The organism is Pseudomonas sp. B2021 (assembly GCF_018135665.1).
Classification (GTDB): Bacteria; Pseudomonadota; Gammaproteobacteria; order Pseudomonadales; family Pseudomonadaceae; genus Aquipseudomonas; species Aquipseudomonas lactis.
In genome coordinates this window covers 1358997-1381037 of the sequence record NZ_SMOF01000001.1, presented here as the reverse complement: position 1 = coordinate 1381037, position 22041 = coordinate 1358997, and the positions used below count along the sequence as shown (strand labels likewise).

19 protein-coding genes are annotated in these 22041 nt (G+C 61.2%); 10 read left to right on the top strand and 9 right to left on the bottom strand.

Translation table 11 applies throughout. The annotated features are described in order from the left end of the window. Nucleotides 1-177 precede the first annotated feature (177 nt). Both lptG and lptF read right to left on the bottom strand, forming a co-directional pair. Nucleotides 178-1257 (bottom strand): LPS export ABC transporter permease LptG, encoded by a 1080-nt coding sequence (gene lptG, locus E1K68_RS06155; protein ID WP_003188851.1) that lies wholly within the window; start codon nt 1255-1257, stop codon nt 178-180. After that, on the bottom strand, nt 1250-2368 hold the full coding sequence (gene lptF / locus E1K68_RS06150) for an LPS export ABC transporter permease LptF (RefSeq protein ID WP_003188848.1): 1119 nt from the start codon (nt 2366-2368) through the stop codon (nt 1250-1252). The genes lptG and lptF overlap by 8 nt, the downstream gene beginning before the upstream one ends. 284 nt (nt 2369-2652) lie before the next feature. On the opposite strand from lptF, the gene E1K68_RS06145 reads away from it, so the two are divergent. From E1K68_RS06145 to rlmF, 5 genes are all read left to right on the top strand, one after another. Then, entirely contained in the window at nt 2653-4143 is a 1491-nt protein-coding gene (locus E1K68_RS06145; RefSeq protein ID WP_034128658.1) for a leucyl aminopeptidase, read from the top strand. A gap of 147 nt (nt 4144-4290) precedes the next feature. Further along, nucleotides 4291-4719: a DNA polymerase III subunit chi gene (locus E1K68_RS06140; protein ID WP_003188845.1), complete on the top strand. Its 429-nt coding sequence runs from the start codon at nt 4291-4293 to the stop codon at nt 4717-4719. 7 nt (nt 4720-4726) lie between these two features. Next, entirely contained in the window at nt 4727-5101 is a 375-nt protein-coding gene (locus E1K68_RS06135) for a hypothetical protein (protein ID WP_003188844.1), read from the top strand. Between the two features lie 211 nt (nt 5102-5312). Further along, nucleotides 5313-8159 carry a valine--tRNA ligase gene (locus E1K68_RS06130; protein WP_003188842.1) on the top strand — a complete coding sequence of 949 codons (2847 nt, stop codon included), beginning with the start codon at nt 5313-5315 and terminating at the stop codon, nt 8157-8159. A gap of 240 nt (nt 8160-8399) precedes the next feature. Beyond that, entirely contained in the window at nt 8400-9416 is a 1017-nt protein-coding gene (rlmF, locus tag E1K68_RS06125) for a 23S rRNA (adenine(1618)-N(6))-methyltransferase RlmF (protein WP_003188841.1), read from the top strand. Nucleotides 9417-9494: 78 nt separating this feature from the next. Here rlmF and E1K68_RS06120 read toward each other — a convergent pair whose 3' ends face one another. Next, a complete protein-coding gene (locus E1K68_RS06120; RefSeq protein ID WP_003188840.1) occupies nt 9495-9776 on the bottom strand; it encodes an HU family DNA-binding protein in 282 nt (93 codons plus the stop codon). Between the two features lie 397 nt (nt 9777-10173). On the opposite strand from E1K68_RS06120, the gene yejK reads away from it, so the two are divergent. Both yejK and E1K68_RS06110 read left to right on the top strand, forming a co-directional pair. After that, nucleotides 10174-11178 carry a nucleoid-associated protein YejK gene (yejK, locus tag E1K68_RS06115; RefSeq protein ID WP_014717069.1) on the top strand — a complete coding sequence of 335 codons (1005 nt, stop codon included), beginning with the start codon at nt 10174-10176 and terminating at the stop codon, nt 11176-11178. After that, on the top strand, nt 11178-11528 hold the full coding sequence (locus E1K68_RS06110; protein WP_003188836.1) for a glutaredoxin family protein: 351 nt from the start codon (nt 11178-11180) through the stop codon (nt 11526-11528). The genes yejK and E1K68_RS06110 overlap by 1 nt, the downstream gene beginning before the upstream one ends. Nucleotides 11529-11664: 136 nt before the next feature. Here E1K68_RS06110 and E1K68_RS06105 read toward each other — a convergent pair whose 3' ends face one another. The 6 genes from E1K68_RS06105 to E1K68_RS06080 form a co-directional block, all read right to left on the bottom strand. Then, entirely contained in the window at nt 11665-13905 is a 2241-nt protein-coding gene (locus E1K68_RS06105) for a TonB-dependent receptor (protein WP_020301211.1), read from the bottom strand. Between the two features lie 155 nt (nt 13906-14060). Then, nucleotides 14061-15038, bottom strand: a complete 978-nt coding sequence (locus E1K68_RS06100) for a FecR family protein (RefSeq protein WP_212613873.1) — start codon at nt 15036-15038, stop codon at nt 14061-14063. Further along, nucleotides 15035-15613 (bottom strand): RNA polymerase sigma factor, encoded by a 579-nt coding sequence (locus tag E1K68_RS06095; protein WP_003188829.1) that lies wholly within the window; start codon nt 15611-15613, stop codon nt 15035-15037. Before E1K68_RS06095 ends, E1K68_RS06100 begins: the two co-directional genes overlap by 4 nt. A gap of 7 nt (nt 15614-15620) precedes the next feature. Beyond that, nucleotides 15621-15947: a DUF3325 domain-containing protein gene (locus E1K68_RS06090; RefSeq protein ID WP_003188828.1), complete on the bottom strand. Its 327-nt coding sequence runs from the start codon at nt 15945-15947 to the stop codon at nt 15621-15623. Further along, nucleotides 15947-17521: a PepSY-associated TM helix domain-containing protein gene (locus E1K68_RS06085; RefSeq protein ID WP_212613872.1), complete on the bottom strand. Its 1575-nt coding sequence runs from the start codon at nt 17519-17521 to the stop codon at nt 15947-15949. The genes E1K68_RS06090 and E1K68_RS06085 overlap by 1 nt, the downstream gene beginning before the upstream one ends. Further along, complete coding sequence (locus E1K68_RS06080) at nt 17518-17820, bottom strand: DUF3649 domain-containing protein (RefSeq protein ID WP_003188824.1); 303 nt, start codon at nt 17818-17820, stop codon at nt 17518-17520. The genes E1K68_RS06085 and E1K68_RS06080 overlap by 4 nt, the downstream gene beginning before the upstream one ends. Nucleotides 17821-17991: 171 nt before the next feature. On the opposite strand from E1K68_RS06080, the gene E1K68_RS06075 reads away from it, so the two are divergent. The 3 genes from E1K68_RS06075 (at nt 17992) to fecA (ending at nt 21979) form a co-directional block, all read left to right on the top strand. Then, nucleotides 17992-18480 (top strand): sigma-70 family RNA polymerase sigma factor, encoded by a 489-nt coding sequence (locus tag E1K68_RS06075; RefSeq protein WP_003188822.1) that lies wholly within the window; start codon nt 17992-17994, stop codon nt 18478-18480. Beyond that, a complete protein-coding gene (locus E1K68_RS06070) occupies nt 18477-19418 on the top strand; it encodes a FecR domain-containing protein (protein WP_003188820.1) in 942 nt (313 codons plus the stop codon). Before E1K68_RS06075 ends, E1K68_RS06070 begins: the two co-directional genes overlap by 4 nt. A gap of 224 nt (nt 19419-19642) precedes the next feature. Continuing rightward, a complete protein-coding gene (fecA, locus tag E1K68_RS06065; protein ID WP_003188819.1) occupies nt 19643-21979 on the top strand; it encodes a TonB-dependent Fe(3+) dicitrate receptor FecA in 2337 nt (778 codons plus the stop codon). Nucleotides 21980-22041: the final 62 nt, after the last annotated feature.

The window sequence follows — 22041 nt, the reverse complement described above, 5'->3', positions numbered from 1 at the left end:
CGTCATCTTTGCTGACCAATACAAAAAAGCCCCGTTTCCACGGGGCTTATTACTGTAGGAGCGAGCTTGCTCGCGAAAATCGCCAACGATAACGCGCTTATCCTGGATAAACGCGGCGTTTCGTAGATTTTCGCGAGCAAGCTCGCTCCTACAGGGAGGGGCATTATGCAAGCGGCTTCAACCGGCCCGACGCAGCAGCCAGAACCCGGCCACAGCACAAATAGCTGTTGGCACCAGTACCGCAAACAGCGGCGAAAAACCGAATACCAGGCTCGACGGCCCCAGCAAGTCCTGGGCGATGCGGAAGGTGAAACCCACCAGCACACCGGTAAATACCCGCTGGCCCAGGGTCACGGAACGCAACGGCCCGAAAATGAAGGAGATCGCCATCAACACCAACGCAGCGGTAACCACCGGTTGCAAGACTTTCACCCAGAACGCCAGCCAGTAGCGGCCATTGTTCAAACCCTGCTCCTTGAGATAGTGGATATAGCTCCATAAACCGGAGATAGGCAGCGCTTCCGGTACCATCACCACGGTGTTGAGCAATTCCGGCTTCAGGGCGATATCCCACTGCTCAGTCGGCACATTGACCACTTCGGTGCTGGACTGGGTGCCCTGGCCCACGTTACGGAAGTGCGTGGTGGTGACGTCGCTCAGTTGCCATTGTTCGCCACTGTACTGCGCGCGCTTGGCGAAGCTGGACGACAACATGTGCCGTTCTTTGTCGAAGGTGTAGCGGGTTACCCCGATCAACAGGCCACCCGGCTGCACGGCGTTGATGTGGATGAACTCATCACCCTGGCGGTGCCACAGGCCGTGCTTGGCGCTTTGCGCATCGCCCGAACCCTGGGCCAGGGCGCGATTGGCCTGGGCGGTGGCTTCGGCCGGTGGCGCGACGTATTCACCGATCAGCACGCTGCACGCCATCAGCAGCAGCATCGGCTTCATGACCGCCCAGACGATACGGCCGATGGAAACCCCGGCGGCGCGCATGATGGTCAGTTCGCTGTTGCTGGCCAGGGTGCCCAGGCCGATCAGGCAGCCAATCAGCGCGGCCATTGGCATCATGTCGTAGAGGCGACGCGGCGCGGTCAGTGCCACGTAGCTCAGCACGTCCGTGACCGTGTAGGTATCGGTGACGTTGCCCACTTCATCAATGAAGGCGAACAGCAAGGCCAGGCCGAGAATGATGCCCAATACCGCCAGGATGGCGATCAGTACGCTAATGCCGATGTAGCGATCAAGCTTAGCCACGAGCCAACTCCTTCAGGCCACGACGGCTCTTCATTTTCAAACGGATAGGTTCCCAATAGAGCAGCCCCAGGCCGATCATCAGGAAAACCCCGTGTACCCACCACAGGCCCAGGGCCGGCGGCAACTTGCCCTTCTCCAGGGAACCACGGGCGGAAATCAGGATGGTCAGGTAGGCCATGTACAGCAGGATCGCCGGCAGCAACTTGAGGAAGCGCCCCTGGCGCGGGTTGACGCGCGACAGCGGCACGGCCATCAGGGTCACGATAAATACCAGCAACGGCAGGGAAAGGCGCCATTGCAGCTCGGCGATGGAGCGCAATTCCGGGCTGCCGAAGAGCGATGAGGTGGGCAGCGCGTCGCGGTCGGTCACCTCGTCACTGATCTCGGCCTTGGGCAGCATGACGCCATAGGTGTCGTACTTGATGGCGCGATAGTCCGCCAGGCCAGGGCTGCCGTCGTAGCGGTAGCCGTTTTCCAGGATCAGGTAGCGGTTGCCATCGGGGCGGATTTCCTGGCGTCCGCTGTCGGCCACCAGAATGGTAATGCCACGGTCTTTCTGGTTCTGGCCGAGGTTCTTCTGGGAAATGAACACGCCGCCGAGGTTGGAGCGGTCGTCGGTCATGGTTTCGGTGTAGGTCACCCGCGAACCGTCGCTGAGCGCCTGGAAGCGACCGGGCTCGAGGGTGTCGAACTCAGTCATCGCATCCTGCTTGTTCAGCAGCAACTGGAATTGCATGGCCCCCTGGGGCGCCAGGCTCATGCTCAACCAGGCCACCACCAGGGCAACACCGGCGGCAGGCACCATGGTCATGGCCAGCAGGCGCTGCTGGCTCATGCCGGTGGCCGACAACACAGTCATCTCGCTTTCCAGGTACAACCGGCCATAGGCCAGCAATATGCCGAGGAACAGTCCCAGCGGCAGGATCAACTGGAGCATGCCGGGCATCCGGTAGCCCATGATCAGGAACAGTGAGCCCGGATCCAGGGCGCCAGCGGCGGCTTGGGCCAGGAACTTGACGAAACGACCACTCATGATGATGACCAGCAACACCGCACTCACGGCACTCAGGGTCAACAGGACTTCGCGGGACAGATAACGGAAGACAATCAAACCAGACACTCCAGGGTTGTCAGGCTAAGGCGGCCAAACAAGCAAGCATACCGAGTCGACCCGTTTACCACGGGCCGGCTAAAAAGATGGCGCATTATCCTGTGATTGACCGCGCCTGTCACGGAGCTTACTCATGCGCACGCACAAAGCGTGCGCCAAGGGTTGTCAGGCTCCGCTGGCGAGGTTCAAACTGCGGCCTTTGTCGCTGGCGGTTTACAACGCTGCCGAGCTTTAAAGCCGGAGTACAAGCTCGCGGCTCACAGACCTTGATAAGGGACCCGAAAATGGAATTGGTTGTAAAAAGCGTTAGCCCCGAAACGTTGAAAACCGCCACCCTCGTGGTCGCTGTCGGCGAAGGCCGCACACTCGGCGTCGCCGCCAAGCAACTGGATGAACTGAGCGGCGGCGCTATCAGCGCCGTGCTCAAGCGCGGCGACCTGGCCGGCAAAGTCGGCCAGAGCCTGCTGCTGCAGAGCCTGCCCAACCTTAAGGCCGAGCGCGTTTTGCTGGTGGGCGTGGGCAAGGATGCCGAACTGGGCGACCGTCCGTTTCGCAAGATCGTCAGCGGCATCCTCACCACCCTCAAGGGCCTGGGCGGCAGCGATGCGGTGCTGGCACTCGATGAAATCGTGGTCAAGGGCCGCGACAGCTACGGCAAGACCCGCCTGCTGGCCGAGTCGCTGGTGGACGGCGGCTATATTTTCGACCAGTTCAAGAGCCAGAAAGCCGAACCCCGCGCCCTGAAGAAAATCACCCTGCTGACCATCAAGGCTGCCCAGGCTGAAGTCCAGCGCGCCGTCACCCACGCCCAGGCCATCGCTAATGGCATGTCGTTCACTCGCGACCTGGGCAACCTGCCGCCGAACATCTGCCACCCGACATTCCTGGGCGAACAGGCCAAGGCACTGGGCAAAGAGTTCAAGGGCTTGAAGGTTGAAGTGCTGGACGAGAAGAAAATCAAGGACCTGGGCATGGGCTCGTTCTATGCCGTGGGCCAGGGCAGCGACCAGCCGCCACGCCTGATCGTGATGCAATACAACGGCGGCAAGAAGTCCGAGAAGCCTTACGCCCTGGTAGGTAAAGGCATCACCTTCGACACCGGCGGCATCAGCCTCAAGCCAGGTGCCGGCATGGACGAGATGAAGTACGACATGGGCGGCGCCGCCAGCGTGTTCGGCACCCTGCGTGCGGTGCTTGAGCTCAAGCTGCCGATCAACCTGGTGTGCATTTTGGCCTGTGCCGAGAATATGCCGAGCGGCGGTGCTGCGCGCCCGGGCGATATCGTCACCACCATGAGCGGCCAGACTGTGGAGATCCTCAACACCGACGCCGAAGGCCGCCTGGTGCTGTGCGACGCCCTGACCTACGCCGAGCGCTTCAAGCCCCAGGCCGTGATCGACATCGCCACTCTGACCGGTGCCTGCATCGTGGCCCTGGGCTCCCACACCTCCGGCCTGCTGGGCAACAACGACGAACTGATCGAGCAACTGCTCAGCGCCGGCAAGGCCGCCGACGACCGCGCCTGGCAACTGCCGCTGTTCGATGAGTACCAGGAACAGCTCGACAGCCCGTTCGCCGACATCGCCAACATCGGTGGCCCTAAAGCCGGCACCATCACGGCGGCCTGCTTCCTGTCGCGCTTTGCCAAGAACTTCAACTGGGCGCACCTGGACATCGCCGGCACCGCCTGGACCAGCGGCGGCAAGGACAAGGGCGCCACTGGCCGTCCGGTGCCCCTGTTGACCCAATACCTGCTGGATCGCGCCAAAGCTTAAGCGGCCCCGGCCCTTCTGTAGGAGCGAGCTTGCTCGCGAAGATCGCCTTTGATAACGCGTTCATTCTGGATGAACGCGGTGTCCTCTGGTTTTTCGCGAGCAAGCTCGCTCCTACAGGGGGTAATCAGGTCAGCCCCAGGATTTCCAATGCCCCAAGTCGACTTCTATATATTGCCCAGCGCCGATCCCCTCGCGCGCCTGGACTTTGCCTGCAAACTCACCGAAAAAGCCTGGCGTATGGGCCATCGCATCTACCTGCACTGCAGCGATGCCGCCCAACGTGACGAACTCGATGCCCGCCTGTGGCGCTTCAAGGGCGAGAGCTTCGTGCCCCACGGCCCCGCCGAATCCGAACCCGAAAGCCTGGTTGTGCTGGGTTTGGGGGATAATTGCGGCGATCACCATGATTTGCTGGTCAACCTCGACCTGAAGGTACCGGCCTTTGCCCAAGCGTTCGCCCGTGTGGCGGAAGTGGTGGTCGAAGACCCGGCTATTCGTCAGGCTGCGCGGGAGAGTTTCCGTTTCTACCGTGAACAGGGCTATCCTCTGCAAGATCACCGGCTACAACGACTTTGAGTACATGATGGACACTCCAAACCCGCTGAAAAAAGACGACCACCTGCTGGATGACCTGGAGTCGATCCGTCAGTTGCTGGGTGATGACAACCTGCAACCGCCGCTGCTGACCGAGACGGCCGATGGCGAGGTACAGATCCCGCTGCTGTTCGACATGGTCGGCGGCAAGCCTGCCGCGCCGGCACCTGTGGTTGCAGAACCAGCGCCAGCAGCCGAAAAAGCCCCGGACGCGCTGTTGCTGCACCTGGACAATGAACTGCGCGCCGCTGCGCAATTGATCATGCAGGATGTGATCGACGACTTTGCGCCGCATATCGAAGCCGAGATCAAGCGTCGGATGGATGCGCGGATGGAGCGGTTGCTCAGCCAATACCAGAACTGAAAGTCCCCCCCATCCTTGTGGGAGCTGGCTTGCCTGCGATGGCGGCGCATCAGTCGCCGAAGATGCTGACTGAGACACCGCCATCGCAGGCAAGCCAGCTCCCACATTAATTCTGCATCGGTCTTAAACCGTCTTCGCCTCGCCCTCGCCCCTATCCCCCGTTATACTTGCCGGCTTTCCTGAATAAATGCCAACTAGGGTCCCGCCGCGCATGGATAAGACCTACCAGCCCCACGCTATCGAAACTTCCTGGTACAACACCTGGGAGTCCGAAAACTATTTCGCCCCACAAGGTGCGGGCGACTCGTACACCATCATGATTCCGCCACCGAACGTCACTGGCAGCCTGCACATGGGCCATGGCTTCAACAATGCGATCATGGATGCGTTGATCCGCTTCCGCCGCATGCAGGGTCGCGACACCCTGTGGCAACCGGGCACCGACCACGCCGGTATCGCCACCCAGATGCTGGTGGAACGCCAACTGGAAGCCACCGGCCAGAACCGTCACGACCTGGGTCGCGAGAAATTCCTGGAGAAAGTCTGGGAATGGAAGGACCAGTCCGGCGGCAATATCAGCCGTCAGATCCGTCGCCTGGGTTCGTCCGTAGACTGGAGCCGCGAGCGCTTCACCATGGACGACGGCCTGTCCGAAGCCGTAAAAGAAGCCTTCGTACGCCTGCACGAAGACGGCCTGATCTACCGCGGCAAGCGCCTGGTCAACTGGGACACCAAGTTGCACACGGCGATTTCCGATCTCGAAGTGGAAAACCACGACGAGAAAGGCTTCCTGTGGAACCTCAAGTATCCGCTGGCCGATGGCGCCAAGACCGCCGAGGGCAACGATTACCTGATCGTTGCCACCACCCGTCCGGAAACCATGCTCGGCGATGCCGCCGTCGCCGTTAACCCGAACGACGAGCGCTACCAGGCGCTGATCGGCAAGTTCGTCGAACTGCCGTTGGTTGGCCGCCGTATCCCGATCATCGCGGACGACTATTGCGACCCTGAATTCGGCACCGGCTGCGTGAAAATCACCCCGGCCCACGATTTCAACGACTATGAAGTCGGCAAGCGCCACAACCTGCCGCTGCTGAACATCTTCGACAAAAATGCCGCCGTATTGCCGGCCTGCCAGGTGTTCAACCTGGACGGCTCGCTCAACGACAGCATCGACGGCAAGATCCCGGCCGAATATGCCGGCCTCGACCGTTTTGAAGCGCGCAAGCAGATCGTTGCCGCCTTCGACGCCGCCGGTTTGCTGGTCAGCGTCGACGACCACGGCCTCAAAGTGCCCAAGGGCGACCGCTCCGGCACCGTGATCGAGCCGTGGCTGACCGACCAGTGGTACGTGTCCACCAAGCCGCTGGCCGAGCCTGCGATTGCCGCCGTGGAAGATGGCCGCATCCAGTTCGTGCCTAAACAGTACGAAAACATGTACTTCTCGTGGATGCGCGACATCCAGGACTGGTGCATCAGCCGTCAGCTGTGGTGGGGCCACCGCATTCCGGCCTGGTACGACGAATCGGGCAAGGTCTATGTAGGCCGCGACGAAGCCGAAGTGCGCGCCAAGCACAACCTCGGCGCGGACATCGCGCTGCAACAGGACAACGACGTACTGGACACCTGGTTCAGTTCGGGCCTGTGGACCTTCTCTACCCTGGGCTGGCCGCAGCAGACCGAGTTCCTGAAGAAATTCCACTCCACCGACGTGCTGGTCACCGGCTTCGACATCATTTTCTTCTGGGTTGCCCGGATGATCATGCTCACCATGCACCTGGTGAAGAACGAAGACGGCACCCCGCAGGTACCGTTCAAGACCGTGTACGTACACGGCCTGGTACGCGACGGCCAGGGCCAGAAGATGTCCAAGTCCAAGGGCAACGTCCTGGACCCACTGGATATCATCGACGGCATCGACCTGGAAACCCTGGTGCAGAAACGCACCTCGGGCCTGATGCAGCCGAAACTGGCGAAAAAGATCGAGAAGCAGACCCGCGACGAGTTCGAAGGCGGCATCGCCAGCTACGGCACCGACGCCCTGCGCTTCACCTTCTGCTCGCTGGCCTCCACCGGTCGCGACATCAAGTTCGACATGGGCCGCGTCGAAGGCTATCGCAACTTCTGCAACAAGATCTGGAATGCGGCGCGCTACGTGCTGGACAAAGGCGAAGACTGCGGCCAGAACGGCGAAGCCTATGAGTTGAGCCTGGCGGATCGCTGGATCATCTCGCAGCTGCAGCGCACCGAAGCCGAAGTGACCCGCCAGCTCGACCAGTTTCGTTTCGACCTGGCCGCACAGGCCCTGTATGAGTTCATCTGGAACCAGTATTGCGACTGGTACCTGGAACTGTCCAAGCCGGTGCTGTGGGACGAAAACTCGCCGGTCGAGCGCCAGCGCGGCACCCGTCGCACCTTGGTGCGCGTGCTGGAAGTGGCGTTGCGCCTGGCGCACCCGTTCATGCCGTTCATCACCGAAGAAATCTGGCAGCGCCTGGCGCCGCTGGCCGGTATCGAAGGCAAGACCATCATGCTGCAACCTTGGCCGGTGGCCAACGAAGCGCGCATCGATGAGGCCGCCGAAAGCGATATCGAATGGCTCAAGACCCTGATGCTCGGCACGCGCAACATCCGCGCCGAGATGAACATCGGGCCGGGCAAGCCTTTGGCCGTGTTCGTCAAGAACGCCAGTGCCGAAGATCAGCGTCGCCTCAGCGAGAACGATGCACTGCTCAAGAAGCTGGCCAAGCTGGAGTCGATCACCGTATTGGCTGAAGGCGCCGAAGCACCGCTGTCCGCCACTGCGTTGGTGGGCGACATGGAAGTGCTGGTGCCAATGGCCGGACTGATCGACAAGGGTGCGGAACTTGCGCGCCTCGACAAGGAAATTGCGCGTCTGCAAGGCGAAGTGCAACGAGTGGGCGGCAAGCTGTCCAACGCGGCGTTCGTCGACAAGGCGCCGGCTGAAGTGATCGAGAAAGAACGCGCCAAGTTGGCCGAGGCAGAACAAGCCTTGGGCAAGCTGGCAGAGCAACATGCGCGGATTTCCAGCCTGTAAGGCTGGCGCCGTGTGAAAAAAGAGACCTTCGGGTCTCTTTTTTTTGTCCAGCAAAACGACACCATTTCCGACTCTGAACCTTATCCCTGTGGGAGCTGGCTTGCCTGCGATAGCATCACCTCGGTCTGCCTGATACCCCCAGTCGCCTGCATCGCAGGCAAGCCAGCTCCCACATTTGACCGAGTTGTGTTCAAGAATGTGTGACAATGCCTATCACTTTGAGCCAACACCAGAATCATCATGACCGCCCCCACTACGCCCAAACCACCGCGCAAGAAGCCTAAAACCGCCGCCACGGCGAAACCCGTCGCGCCGCGCAAAGAGGCCACCCTGCACCCACGCAACCGCCACACGGGCCGTTACGACTTCCCGGCGCTGATCAAGACCACGCCTGAACTGGCCAAATTCGTGATCATCAATCCCTACGGCAAAGAGAGCATCGACTTCGCCAGCCCGGATGCGGTGCGGGTGTTCAACCGGGCGTTGCTGAAGTCGTTCTATGGCATCCAGCATTGGGATATCCCGGCGGACTATCTATGCCCGCCGGTACCGGGGCGTGCCGACTATGTGCATTTCCTCGCCGACCTGCTGGCCAGCGTCAACGAGGGCAAGATTCCCCGCGGTTCGATCGTCAAGGTGCTGGACGTCGGCATGGGCGCCAACTGCGTCTACCCACTGATTGGCTATATGGAGTACCGCTGGAACTTCCTCGGCTCGGAGGTCGACCCGATCGCCGTGAGCGCCGCCAAGGCCATCGTGCAATCCAACGACCTGAGCAAGGTCATCCAGTTGCGCCAGCAACCCAACCCCAAACAAATTCTGTTGGGCCTGCTGGAGCCGGGTGAACGCTTTGACCTTACGATGTGCAACCCGCCCTTCCATGCGTCCATGGACGAAGCCACCAAAGGCAGCGAGCGCAAGTGGCGCGCCTTGGGCAAGGCCGACCCGAAACGCAAATTGCCGGTGCTCAACTTCGGTGGTCAATCGGCCGAACTGTGGTGTGAGGGCGGCGAGGCGCGGTTTGTGACGCAGTTGATCGCCGAAAGCGCGCACTTTGCGCATAAAGTGCTGTGGTTCAGCACCCTGGTGTCCAAAGCCTCCAACCTGCCGGCGATCGAAACGGCGCTGAAAAAAGCCGGCGTGCTGGAAAGCCAGGTAGTGGAGATGTCCCAGGGGCAGAAGCAGAGCCGCTTTGTGGCCTGGACGTTCCAGACCAAGAACGAGCAGCAGATCTGGCGCCAGCGCTGGGTTCGATAAGCCCGCCACACAATAAAATCGCAGGCAATAAAAAACCGTGCCCGGATCACTCCGAAGCACGGTTTTTTTTGCTGCGTCTTACTTGTTAACAGCGTCGGTCAGGCCTTTAGCCACAACCAGCTTGATAACTTTCTTGGCAGCGATTTCGATGGCAGCGCCAGTCGAAGGGTTACGGCCAGTACGGGCAGGACGCTCGGTCACTTTCAGTTTGCCAACGCCTGGCAGAGTGATTTCGCCGCCATTTTCCAGCTGATCAGCAACAACTTGGCTCAGTTGGTCCAGCAGAGCACGCACGGTAGTTTTCGGTGCGTCTACTGCTTCAGCCAGGTCAGCGATCAGTTGGTCTTTAGTAATAGCCATTGTGGTGTTCCTTCCCTATCAAATTCATATGGATTGCAGAGTGCAGTGTCAGCCGTCGAGCCCGACCGTCATGGCCTGGCATCCCCGGCTATAACCACGGAGATCGGGGTTATAGATGCTTGAATCGGGGATTGGTTCGACCTGACAAATGCTGAATGCACGCTTAACGCCGAGACTTGGCGTAAGACGGGGCAAAACTAGCACAGAGACGGGGAAATATCCGCCTCAACATACCCATTTGGTCAGCTTTATCGCTCTAAACCGTGAAAAAAAGGCATATGGCCAGTCACAGGGCGTGCAAAATGCCGTTCGGGGCACGTCTTGACCAATGGGTGCGGTACACTGGGCGACTTTTCGGGGAGGCCAACCGCTCCCCCTTCAACCAGCCGAGAAGCCTATGCCGATCCGTCATTGCATCGTCCACCTGATCGACAAAAAACCCGACGGCACACCCGCAGTTCTTCACGCCCGCGACACGGAACTGGCCGAGTCCGCCGCCATCGAGAACATGCTTGCCGACCTCAACGAGAGCTACAACGCCAAACAAGGCAAGGCCTGGGGTTTCTTCCATGCCGAGTCCGGCGCGCACCCGTTCAGCGGTTGGTTGAAGGAGTACTTTGACGGTGGCCAGGACTTCACCAGCTTCAGCCGCACGGCGGTAGAGCACCTGCAGAAGCTGATGGAGGAATCCAACCTCTCCACCGGCGGCCATGTGCTGTTTGCCCATTACCAGCAAGGCATGACCGACTACCTGGCCATCGCCCTGCTGCACCACAGCGAAGGCGTGGCGGTGACCGACGAGCTGGACGTGACGCCCTCGCGCCACCTGGACCTGGGCCAGTTGCACCTGGCGGCGCGTATCAACGTCTCCGAGTGGCAGAACAACAAGCAGTCCAAGCAGTACATCTCCTTCATCAAAGGCAAGAACGGCAAGAAGGTCTCGGAGTACTTCCGCGACTTTATCGGCTGCCAGGAAGGCGTGGATGGCCCGGGCGAAACCCGCACCCTGCTCAAGGCGTTCAGTGACTTCGTCGAAAGCGAAGACCTGCCCGACGAGTCCGCCCGCGAGAAAACCAAGACCCTGGTGGACTACGCCAGCAGCCAGGCGAAGCTCGGCGAACCCATGGGCCTGGAAGAGCTCTCGGGCCTGATCGATGAAGACCGGCCAAAAGCCTTCTACGACCACATCCGCAACAAGGATTACGGCCTGTCGCCGGAAATTCCGGCCGACAAACGCACCCTCAACCAGTTCCGCCGCTTCACCGGGCGCGCCGAGGGCCTGTCCATCAGCTTTGAAGCGCACCTGCTGGGCGACAAGATCGAGTACGACGAAGCCGCCGGCACCTTGATCATCAAGGGCCTGCCGACCCAACTGACCGACCAGCTCAAGCGCCGTAACTGATGCTGGGCGGGGTACTCAAGAAAGTCCTGCTGGTGTTGCTGGTGGTGGTTGCGATCCAGAACTGGGGCAAGGTCGAGCGGCTGTTCAACCCGTCCCAGGTGGTCCCGGAGCAGGTGCGCGCCTCTGCGCGGGTGGTGCTCTATGCCACCGAATGGTGTGGGTACTGCAAGCAGATCCGGCGTTTTCTGGACCAGAAGGGTATCCCGTACCAGGCCGTCGATATCGAGAAGGATGCCCAGGCGCGCAAGGCGTATGAGGCGCTGGGCGGTGGTGGGATTCCGTTTGTGGATGTGAACGGCACGTTGATTCGCGACTACAACCCTGAAGCGATCATGGCCGCATTGAAGTAACACACAATCAAATGTGGGAGCTGGCTTGCCTGCGATGGCGGTGTAACAGGTTCAATACCTGTGACTGACACACCGCTATCGCAGGCAAGCCAGCTCCCACACAAGTCAGCTCTGCACATTGGGCTTGCGGGTGGGCTTAGAAGTTGGCTTCCAGCGACACCATCGCCGTGCGCTCCTCACCCACGTTGTAATACGCCGTGCTCGCCCCCAACCCGTTCACCGGCGCCGAGTTGAACGCCACCGTACGCGCCGAGCTCAAGTACTCCTTGTCGAACACGTTGAGCATCGAAAACCGCAGTGCCGCCGACTTGATGACCTTCTTATCCACCGGCAAATAAATACCCGCGTTCAGGTCAAACACCGTACGGCCTTCGATCTTCTCCTTGTTGGTCAAATCGCCATAGAAACTGCCGACATATTTGCCTGCAATGTTGCCGTAGAACCGCGAATCGTCATACCCGAACACCAGGTTGAACATGTTTTCCGGCACGTTGGCCAATTGCTTGCCCGAGGTTGGTAGCAGCACGTTCTTGCTGAGCAGGTCGTCCTTCTGCTCAGACTGGGTGTAGGTATAGGACGCGTAGTAATTGAAGTTGTGCGGCAACAGGCCGCTCCATTCCAGCTCCAGGCCTTTGTTATCGACAGTGCCGACGTTGAGCACCATGTAGTCACCGCTGGCGTCGGTGGTCGAGACCTGGCGATCCTTGAAGCTGATGTAGAACAGGGTCGCACTCAAGGCCATATCGTCTTCGGTGTAGCGCCAGCCCAGTTCCTGGTTCCAGCTCAACTCGGACTTGAGGCTGACGGAGTCGCCCTTGTTGTACAGCACGTAGTTGGGCGGCGTGCGCATATTGCGGGTGACGTTGTAGAACGCCTGGTTGCTTTCATCGACCTGGTACTTGGCGCTGAAGTTGGGCAGGAACTGGTGGTAGCGGGTGTTACGCTTCTCCGGTGTGTCGTACAGGCTGCCGAGGTTGTTGCCGTCACGCTCGACATATTGGTAGGCCACGCCGCCAACAAAACTCAGGTCCGGTGTGGCTTGCCAGTTGTCCTGTACCCAGAGCTTCTGCGCGGGAGTGACGGTGTAGTAGTGACGGCCCTGGACCGTAGCGCCGTTTTTGTCGACCACCTGGCCGCCGCTGTTGTAGTCGCCCCACACATCGTCGGGGGCACCTTCGTTGTTAATGCCGATAAAGGGCTGGGTCTGGCGCTGGCGTGCGCGTTCGTACCAGTAGCCATAGTCCAGGCTGTGTTCTTCGTTGATGTCCCACTTCATTTTCGCCGTGAAGCCAGGGCGCCAGGTTTCGGTCCACGAAGGGCGGTAATAGTTGGCCGATTGCAGGTTACTCAGGTCGTAGTTGCCGGCCTTGTCGGACTTTGGCCCCAGGTTGGAAGCCGTCTGGCCGCTGAAGCTGCCACCGTTGGCCCAGTAGTAATACGGCGTGAGCGTCAGCGACAAATTGTCCTGCAGTTGCCAGCGCTGGGTCAGCGTAGCGTTGACGCTTTCGAACGGGTTGCGGTTGAGCTTGTAGGACGCCGACAGCAAACCAGCCTTGTACACCGGGCTTTGCGCGTAATCCTTACGCCGTCCTTCGGTGTCGAACTGCGCCTTGCTAAGGCTGTTGTAGTTGTAGTTTTCCTGCTTGTTGTACTTGATCGTGGCCAATGTGGAGTTGCCGTTATCCCCTTCGAACAGGCTGCTCCACTCGATCTTGTCGCTGCGCAGAGTGCCCTTGCCGCGCCATTTGTCACCTTCCAGGTGGGATGCCGACACCCAGGTTTTCAGGCCACCCACATCCCCGGTGTTCGCTCGCACGAAGGTCTTGCGCAGGGCGTTGGCACCGACGATCTGTTTGGCGAAAACCCCGGCGTCCTTGGTCGGGCGAATGGTGATCATGCCAATGTTGCCGCCGCTGGAGCCGATGTGCGGGCCGTCGGCCTCGGAGGAACCTTGGGTGGCGAACACTTCGGCCAGGTTTTCCGGGTCGCCCAACTGGTTGGAGTACACACTGTAGTTGCCCGAATCGTTGATCGGCACGCCGTCCACCGAGACGCCGACCTGGTCGGAACTCATGCCCCGCATGGTAAAACTGGTGCCACTGGTGCCGCTGGCGTCATCACTGGAAACGTTGATGCCCGGCGTGTACTTGAGCTTGTCGATGGCGTTGGCGGTGGCCGACATTTCGTCCATGGCTTGCTTGGTCACCGTCGAGCGTGCCTTCGCACTTTCTTCGAGAATCATGTGACCGCTGCCAAGGGTTTGCTTGCCGGCGATGTTCACCGAGCCTACATCCTGGGCATCATCGGCCAAAACCAGCGGCGCAAAGCCGCCCAGGCCCGATGCGAGGAGCAGGGCATAAAGAGTGTTGTGGTTCACGTGTAGATCCCTTACTGACATTGTTGTGTTGTATGGGGCAGATGCGAGCTTCCTGACCACTTGTTCAGGAACCCAGGGATGATCCACGGCACGTGTAACCGTTTGGTGACAGGTTGTGGCGATTGCGATGAAGGTTCGATGAAGGCGCTGCGGGCCTAGCGCAACACAATCATTCGGCCCAACAAGGTGTGCTGTTCAAAGCCCAACACCGCTTGCAAGGCGTTCAAGACCGCTACAGGGTCCTGGCTCGGAAAGCTGCCGCTGACGCGTTTGGCGGCCATGTTTTCGTTAAGCAGAAGAATTCGGCCGGGGTAATAACGCCTCAGGTCCTGGACCACATCGGCCAGGGGTGCCCTGTAGTAGTTGAGCCAACCTTCGCGCCAAGCCAGGCGTGAGGCGCTGTCGACCCCATGCAAAGGGTCGGCAATACCGTCGGCATAGGCCACTTGCTGGCCCGCTGTCAGCACCTGTTGCTGGCCCTGTTTGGAGGGCGTCACGCCCACACGGCCGGACAGCACAGTGACCTCGGCGCCGTCAGGTTGCAGGCGCACTTCAAACTGCGTTCCCATTACCCGCGCTTCACCGCCGCTCGCCTCCACCACGAAGGGTTGGCCGGTGTGGGTCACACTGAAAAAACCTGCACCACGGCGCAATTGGATGTGCCGTTCGCCCTGGCTGAAATCCACGGCGATGGCGCTGTCGGCGTCTAGGGTGACCTTGGATTGATCGGCCAGGGTGAAAGTCTGCACCTCCCCCGGCGCCGTCACATAATCGGCGCCCCATTCATCGACCCAGCGCGACGGCTGCCAACCGGCGCCCATCGACACCATCAGCAGCAGGCAGGCAGCGACGGCCAAGGCACCAGACCAACGCGCCACCCGGGAGCGTTTGGAGGCGGTGATCCTATTGAGGTAGCCCTGCAAGGCGAGCGCGTCCTCGTCGGCCAGTTGGCGCGCCGGCACTTCGCTCAATTCCCAGAGCACCTGGGCTTGGGAATAGGCCTCGACGTGTGCGGGATCTGCGCGTAACCAGCGGCTGAACGTGGCCTGGTCGCCGCTGCTGGGCTGGTCATGCAGCAGGCTCAGCCAATCGAGCGCGGCCTGTTCCTGGGCGGGCGTGGGCGTGACGTTCACGGGGCTTTCCCTGGCGTGCGTGGCGGCGATGGTTCGCGAAGGCTGGCCTTGCAGGCTTCGAGGGCGCGCATCATATGTTTTTCCACGGCGCTTTGGGACAGGCCCATGGCTTTGGCGATTTCTGCGTATTTGCGGCCGTGAATGCGGTTAAGCAGGAAAATCTGGCGGGTGCGTTCGGGCAAGCTGCGCAAGGCGGCTTCCACATGGCGCAGATCATTGCCCGCCTCCAGCGCCGCCTGGGGTTCGCAGCCTTGATTGTCTGACTGCTCGGGTAGCCAGCCTTCACTGCTGCGCGCCCGTGCGCCTTCGCTGCGCAGGTGGTCGATGGCGATATTGCCGGCGCAACGCAGCAGGTAGGTGCTCAGCTCTTCAACCTGCACCAGCGGGCGACGCCAAAAGCGCAGGAACAAATCCTGCACCAGGTCGGCTGCCGTGGCGCGGCACCCGACGCGACGGCTGACCAACGCCTCCATTTGCGAACGCTGGGACAAAAACACCTGCAAAAAATGCGCGCGCCCACCGGCCGCCTCCGCATGCGGATTGTCCTGGGGTTGCGGCGGTGGGTTGATCCTCATGGCCGACTCAAGATAGGGCGAACGCCGCAACAGGGCTGGCCAACAGGCCGAGGCCCGCCAGGATCAAGGCCAGCCTTGGCCGATACGGCAGCAGCAACACCAGCAGCAAGGCGCTGAGCATCAACACCGCGCACCACTCCACTAGGCCCTGGCCCCAACCAGCACCAAGCACGGCCGGCCAGATCGACACGGCCAGCAGCAACCAGCCGCCCACCCGCAGCGCCAGGCGCCGCGTGGGCGTGGGTTTGCAGTGCAGCAATTCGCCGTGGTGACGGTCGGTAGACAAACACAGCGCGGTAAACCCGGCGTAGCACATCAATAGCGCGAGGAGCATCAGTGGGCCTGCTGCTTGAGTGTCAACCCGCGGGCACGCTCAGCCTTGGGTTGCGGCGCGGTGCGGTGGTGCATCTTCCACGCCGCCCAGGCCAGGAACATGCCGCTGGCCAGGCAGGTGAGGTCGAAGCCGGCCATGGCCCAGTCGCCGTTTGGCACGGAGACGCCCAAGTGGTGCGCGGTGGTGATGGCGTTAAGCAATGGAATGGCGGCAAACAACAGCGCGCCGAAGCTCAGTTGCTCGACCCAACCCTGGCGACCGCGCCGCAGCAAGGCGTGCAACAGGCTCAGGCTCCAGGCGATAAAGAACGCCTGCACTTCCCAGTCGGAACGCGCAGCGAAGCTTACCGGCAACAGGCGGTTGGCCCAGAAAAACGCCGCGATGGCGATCATCAATCCGGACATGCTGGCGATATTCAACACCTCCACCAGGCGCAGTTCAAACGGCATGACCGAGGCTTTGGCATGTTTGAGCTGGCGCTTGCCCAGCCAGATCACCAAGCCCGTACCGATCATCGCCGTGCCCGCCAGGCCGCAAATAAAGTACAGCCAGCGCAGCACTGGGCCGGCGAAATGGCCCATGTGCAAACCGTAGAAACTGCCACCGATGGCCGTCGCCAATGACGGCTCGGCACTGCCTCGCAACAGCTCGCCGGTGGTGCCGTTGAACGACAGGGTACTGCCGGAGGCATGCACTACGCTGTCGGAGCCGGCGCGGAACACATTGACCGAGGCGTTGGCATCGCCGGGGTTGTTGACCGCCACCCGCCCTACATGACCACCCGCCCACTGCTCCCGCGCCTGCTGGTACAGCGGCAATAACGGCAGCAACTGCCCTGGCTGGCCAAGGGCCGGCGCATTGTTGGTGTTGGGAAACAGCTCATTGAAAAACGCCCGGCTGTCGTCGCCATAGGACGCCACGATGGGCGCGGGCATGACCATGCTCATGAAAATCACCAGGCTGCTGTAGGTGATCATCAGGTGAAACGGCAGCACCAGCACACCCACCGCGTTGTGCCCGTCCAGCCAGGAGCGCTGGCCTTTGCGGGGGCGGAAGGTGAAGAAGTCCTTGAAGATTTTCTTGTGGGTGATGATGCCGGTGATCAGCGCGACGAACATCACCATGGCGGCGATGGTCGACAGCCAGCGGCCCCACGGGTAAGGCATTTGCAGCTGGAAGTGGAAACGATAGAAGAACTCGCCGCCCTTGCTTTCGCGGGCCTGCACCGCTTGGCCGGTGACGGGGTCGAGGACTTTCTGGATGAAGGTGCCGCGCTTGCCGGGCTCGAGCTTGTCCTGCCACATCACCGACAAGCCGGGGTCGCGGCGGGTCGGCAAGGTAATGAACCAGCGCGCGGCGGTGGGCGCCTGCTGTTGCAGGTAGCTTTGCGCGACGGCGAGGCTGCGCCCATCGTCCAGGGGATGGGCCTGCACTTCGGGCTGCATCCAGTGGGTTATTTCATCTTTGAAATAGGCCAGGGTGCCGGTCAGGAAAATCGCGAACAGCAGCCAACCGAAGATCAAGCCTGCCCAGGTGTGCAACCAGGCCATGGCCTGGCGAAAGCCCTCTTTCATGTGCGAGCCATCCAGAAACCAATGCCGGCCAGGGTGGCAAACAGCGCACTCGGCACCATCACCCCTGCCCAGGCGCGCCATGCCGTGCGGCAGGCAAAACACCAGAGCACCGCCAGCAGGTAGAACACAAAGGAACTCATCATGCCGGTAACCACCGCATCGGCACGGGTAGTGGGCAGCCACAGCGCCAGGCAAATGGCGGCCAGGGAGGCCATCAGGTAACCACCAATCACCGCCGCCAGCACGCGCGAGGTGACGGCAAGGCGGTAGGAAACGGGCAATGAGGTTTTGCTTTTCATGCGGCAGGCGCCTGGTTCATCAGCGCGCAATATTAATGATAAATATTCTCATAAGCAAAAGAGAACGGATGAATCACCTGCCCTGCCCGATTGCCGAACCCGGTCACGGGCCCTACAATGCGAACAATTCTTGTTCTCTAAAGCATGTCGAATGCTTGCGGAGTGATCGCGTTGCAGCCGTCCAATCCCGTCGAAGTGTTGTACAACGACCATCACCACTGGCTTACCGGCTGGTTGCGGCGCAAGCTCGGCTGCCCGGACAACGCGGCCGACCTGGCGCAGGACACCTTCATCCGCGTGCTCAGTGCCCGGGAAGCGCCAACGCTGATCGAGCCGCGCGCCTTCCTCACCACCGTGGCCAAGCGCGTGCTGTTCAACTTCTACCGCCGCCAGGACCTGGAGCGCGCCTACCTCGAGGCCTTGGCGCAGATGCCCGAACACGTGGCACCGTCGGAAGAAGACCGCGCAATCATCCTGCAAACCCTGCTGGAACTGGACCAACTGCTCGACGGCTTGCCCAAGCAGGTCAAACGCGCTTTCCTGCTGGCCCAACTCGACGGCCTGACCTACGCGCAAATCGGCGCGCAACTGGGCATCTCCATCGCCACCGTCAAACGCCACCTGACCAAAGCGGCCATGCGCTGCTACTTCGCCCTATGAACGTCTCCAGCCAAGTCGCCGAACAAGCCGTGCACTGGTTGCTGGAAATGCAGCAAGGCGCGCTCAACCCACGCCAGCAGGCGGCCTGGCAGCAATGGTTGAATGCTCACATCGAACACCAACGCGCGTGGGAGCAGATCCAGCGCGTCAACCAACGCCTGCGCGGCGTGCCCTCGCCCCTGGCTCACGCCGCGTTGAATGCCCCCACCTCCAGCAACCGGCGCCAGGCGCTTAAGTTGCTGCTGATTCTGGGTGCCGGTTCAGCCGCTGCCTGGAGCCTGCGCCAGCAACATATCCTGCCGCCGCTGACGGCTGACTATCGCAGCCCGGTGGGCCAACGCCGCACGGTGCAACTGGCCGACGGCAGCCAGTTGCAGCTCAACACCGGCAGCGCTGTGGATGTGCATTTCGACGGCCAGCAGCGCCTGGTGCGCCTGCTTGAAGGTGAAATCCTGCTCACTGCCCGTGCAGGCCAGGCGCCGTTGCACGTGCTGACCGGCCAGGGCCTGCTCAGCAGCCAGGCGGCGCGCTTGACTGTGCGCCAGTTCAACGACCACACCCAACTGGCGGTGCTGGCCGGCCAGGTCGAGGTGATGCCCAACCGCTACAACGGCTTGGCGCTGAGCGTTGATGCCGCGCACCAGGTCAATTTCACCCGCAAAGGCTGGGACACCCCGCGCGCCACCGACGCCAACAGCGGCGCCTGGGCCGACGGCATGCTGGTGGCCGCACATATGCGCCTGGAAGACTTCTTGAGTGAACTGGGGCGCTATCGTCGCGGCCAGCTCCATTGCGATCCACAAGTGGCCAACCTGCTGCTGTCCGGCAGCTACCCGCTGGACGACAGCGAACGCATCCTCGACCTGCTGGAAATCAGCCTGCCGGTGAAAGTGCGGCGTTTTACGCGTTATTGGGTGACCGTGCAGGCACGTGCGTGATGCAAGCGCTTTTTGTAGGAGCGAGCTTGCTCGCGAAAAACCTCAACCCACCGCGTTAAACCAGACAACCCGCATTATCGTTGACGACTTTCGCGAGCAAGCTCGCTCCTACAGTGGGAAGCGCATTCAAAAATATTTATACGCAATTGTGAGCCGTTTTCCGCACCTGGCGTGACAGAGAAGGAAAGCCCCCCCTTGATCCTTCCTTCTCAGGACCGCCCTTCATGCCCCAGCAACCGACGCTTCTCGCCCGTACCCTGCGCCAACTCCTGCTCGGTGCCAGCCTCAGCCTGACCGCACTGCCGGCGGTGATGGCAGCCGACGCCAAGGCGTACCACATCGCGCCGACCACCCTGGAAGCGGCCCTGAATCAATTCGGTCGCGAAGCCGGCGTGCTGGTGTCCTTCGGTTCGGCAGTGACGGCCGGTATGCAAAGCCCAGGGCTGTCGGGCAATTACAGCGCTGCCGAGGGCTTGCAAAAACTACTGGAAGGCACCGGCCTGCAAGCCCGCGCAGAGGGTGATAACGCCTACAGCCTGCAACCAGCGGGCGCCCCCGCTACCCTGGAGTTGCAGACCTCCAACGTGGTCGGCGACTGGCTCGGTGACGCGGCGCAAACCAACGTGTTCGAACACCCCGGCGCCCGAGATGTGATCCGCCGTGAAGAATTCGAACGCCAGGGCGCCACCCAGGCCCGCGATGTGCTTAACCGCATCCCTGGCGTCAACGCCCCGGACAACAACGGCACCGGTAGCCACGACATGGCGCTGAACTTCGGTATTCGCGGGCTCAACCCGCGCCTGGCGTCGCGCTCCACCGTGCTGATGGATGGCATCCCGGTGCCCTTCGCGCCTTACGGCCAGCCGCAACTCTCCTTCGCGCCGATCAGCATGGGCAATATGGACGCGGTGGATGTGGTACGCGGCGGCGGTGCGGTGCGCTACGGCCCGCAAAACGTCGGTGGCATCGTCAACTTCGTCACCCGTGCCATCCCGGATGCGCCGACGGTCAAGGGCGGTTTGCAGACCGAGACCAGCCCCTCCTCCAGCCACGACGGCTTCAAGACCACCGGCAACCTGCTGGCGGGCGGCACCGCCGACAATGGCCTGGGCGGCGCGCTCTTGTACTCCGGCACCCGCGGCGGCGATTGGCGCGAAAACAGCAACACGCGCATCGACGACCTGATCCTCAAGGGCAAATACCAACTGGACGACGCCAACAGCTTCAACGCCATGGCGCAGTACTACGAAGGCCAGGCCGACATGCCGGGCGGTTTGAACGTCAAGGACTACAAGGCCGACCCGTATCAGTCCACTCGGCCCTACGACAAGTTCTGGGGCCGCCGCACGATGTTCAACGTCGGCTACCGCTACGAGCAGGACCGCCGCGAATTCACGATCAACAGTTTCTTCACAAAGACCCTGCGCAGCGGTTACCTGGACCAGGGCAGTTTCCTGTCGCTGTCGCCACGGGAATATTGGGTACGCGGCCTGGAAACGCGCTTCGCCCAGGGCTTCGACCTCGGCCCCACCAGCCACGAAGTGGGTGTGGGCTACCGCTACATCAATGAAGCCGGCCACGAACTGCGCTACCGCACACCGATTGCCGCCAACCAGCAAATCCCCACCACCAACAGCCGCAACGACCGCGACACGCGCGGCGGCACCGAAGCCAATGCGTTCTTCATCGACGACCGCATCGACATCGGCAAGTGGACCATCACCCCAGGCATTCGCTACGAGATGATCAAGTCCCAGCAGACCAACAACCTGAGCAACGTCAAATACAAGGGTGACTACAACACCGCGCTGCCCGCGCTGAACGTGCTCTACCACCTCACCGACGACTGGAACCTGTACGCCAACACCGAAGGCTCGTTCGGCAGCGTGCAATACAGCCAGATGCCCAACCGTGTGAACAGCGGCGAAGTGAAACCGGAAAAAGCCCGCACCTGGGAACTCGGCACGCGCTATGACAACGGCAACCTGCGTGCGGAAATCGGTGCCTTCCTGATCAACTTCGACAACCAGTACGACAGCAACCAGACCAACGACACCGTGATCGCCCGCGGTGAAACCCGCCACCAGGGCATCGAGTCGAGCATCAACTACGCCCTCGACGGCCTGAGCCCGGCGCTGGCAGGGTTTGACGTGTACGCCACCTACGCCTATGTGGATGCGACCATCCGCGAAGACGGCCCGAACAAAGGCAACCGCGTGCCTTTCTCCTCCAAGCACAAAGGTACCCTCGGCGTGGGTTACACCGAAGGCCCATGGAAGCTGAATGTGGACAGCAGCTACCAGAGCAGCCAGTTCGCCGACAACGCCAACACCCAAGCCGAAAGCGCCGACGGCGCCAATGGCCGTATTCCCGGCTACATGCTGTTCAGCAGCCGCGCAGCCTATGACTTCGGACCGCAGTTGTCGGACTTGAATGTGGCGGTGGGGGTGAAAAACATCTTCAACAAGCAGTACTACACCCGCTCGTTTGATGACAACAACAAGGGCAAGTACGTGGGTGAGCCGCGCACGGTGTATGTGCAAACCTCTATCGCGTTCTGACCGCATTTTGTAGGAGCGAGCTTGCTCGCGAAAAACTCACAGGCGCCGCGTTCATTCAGCAA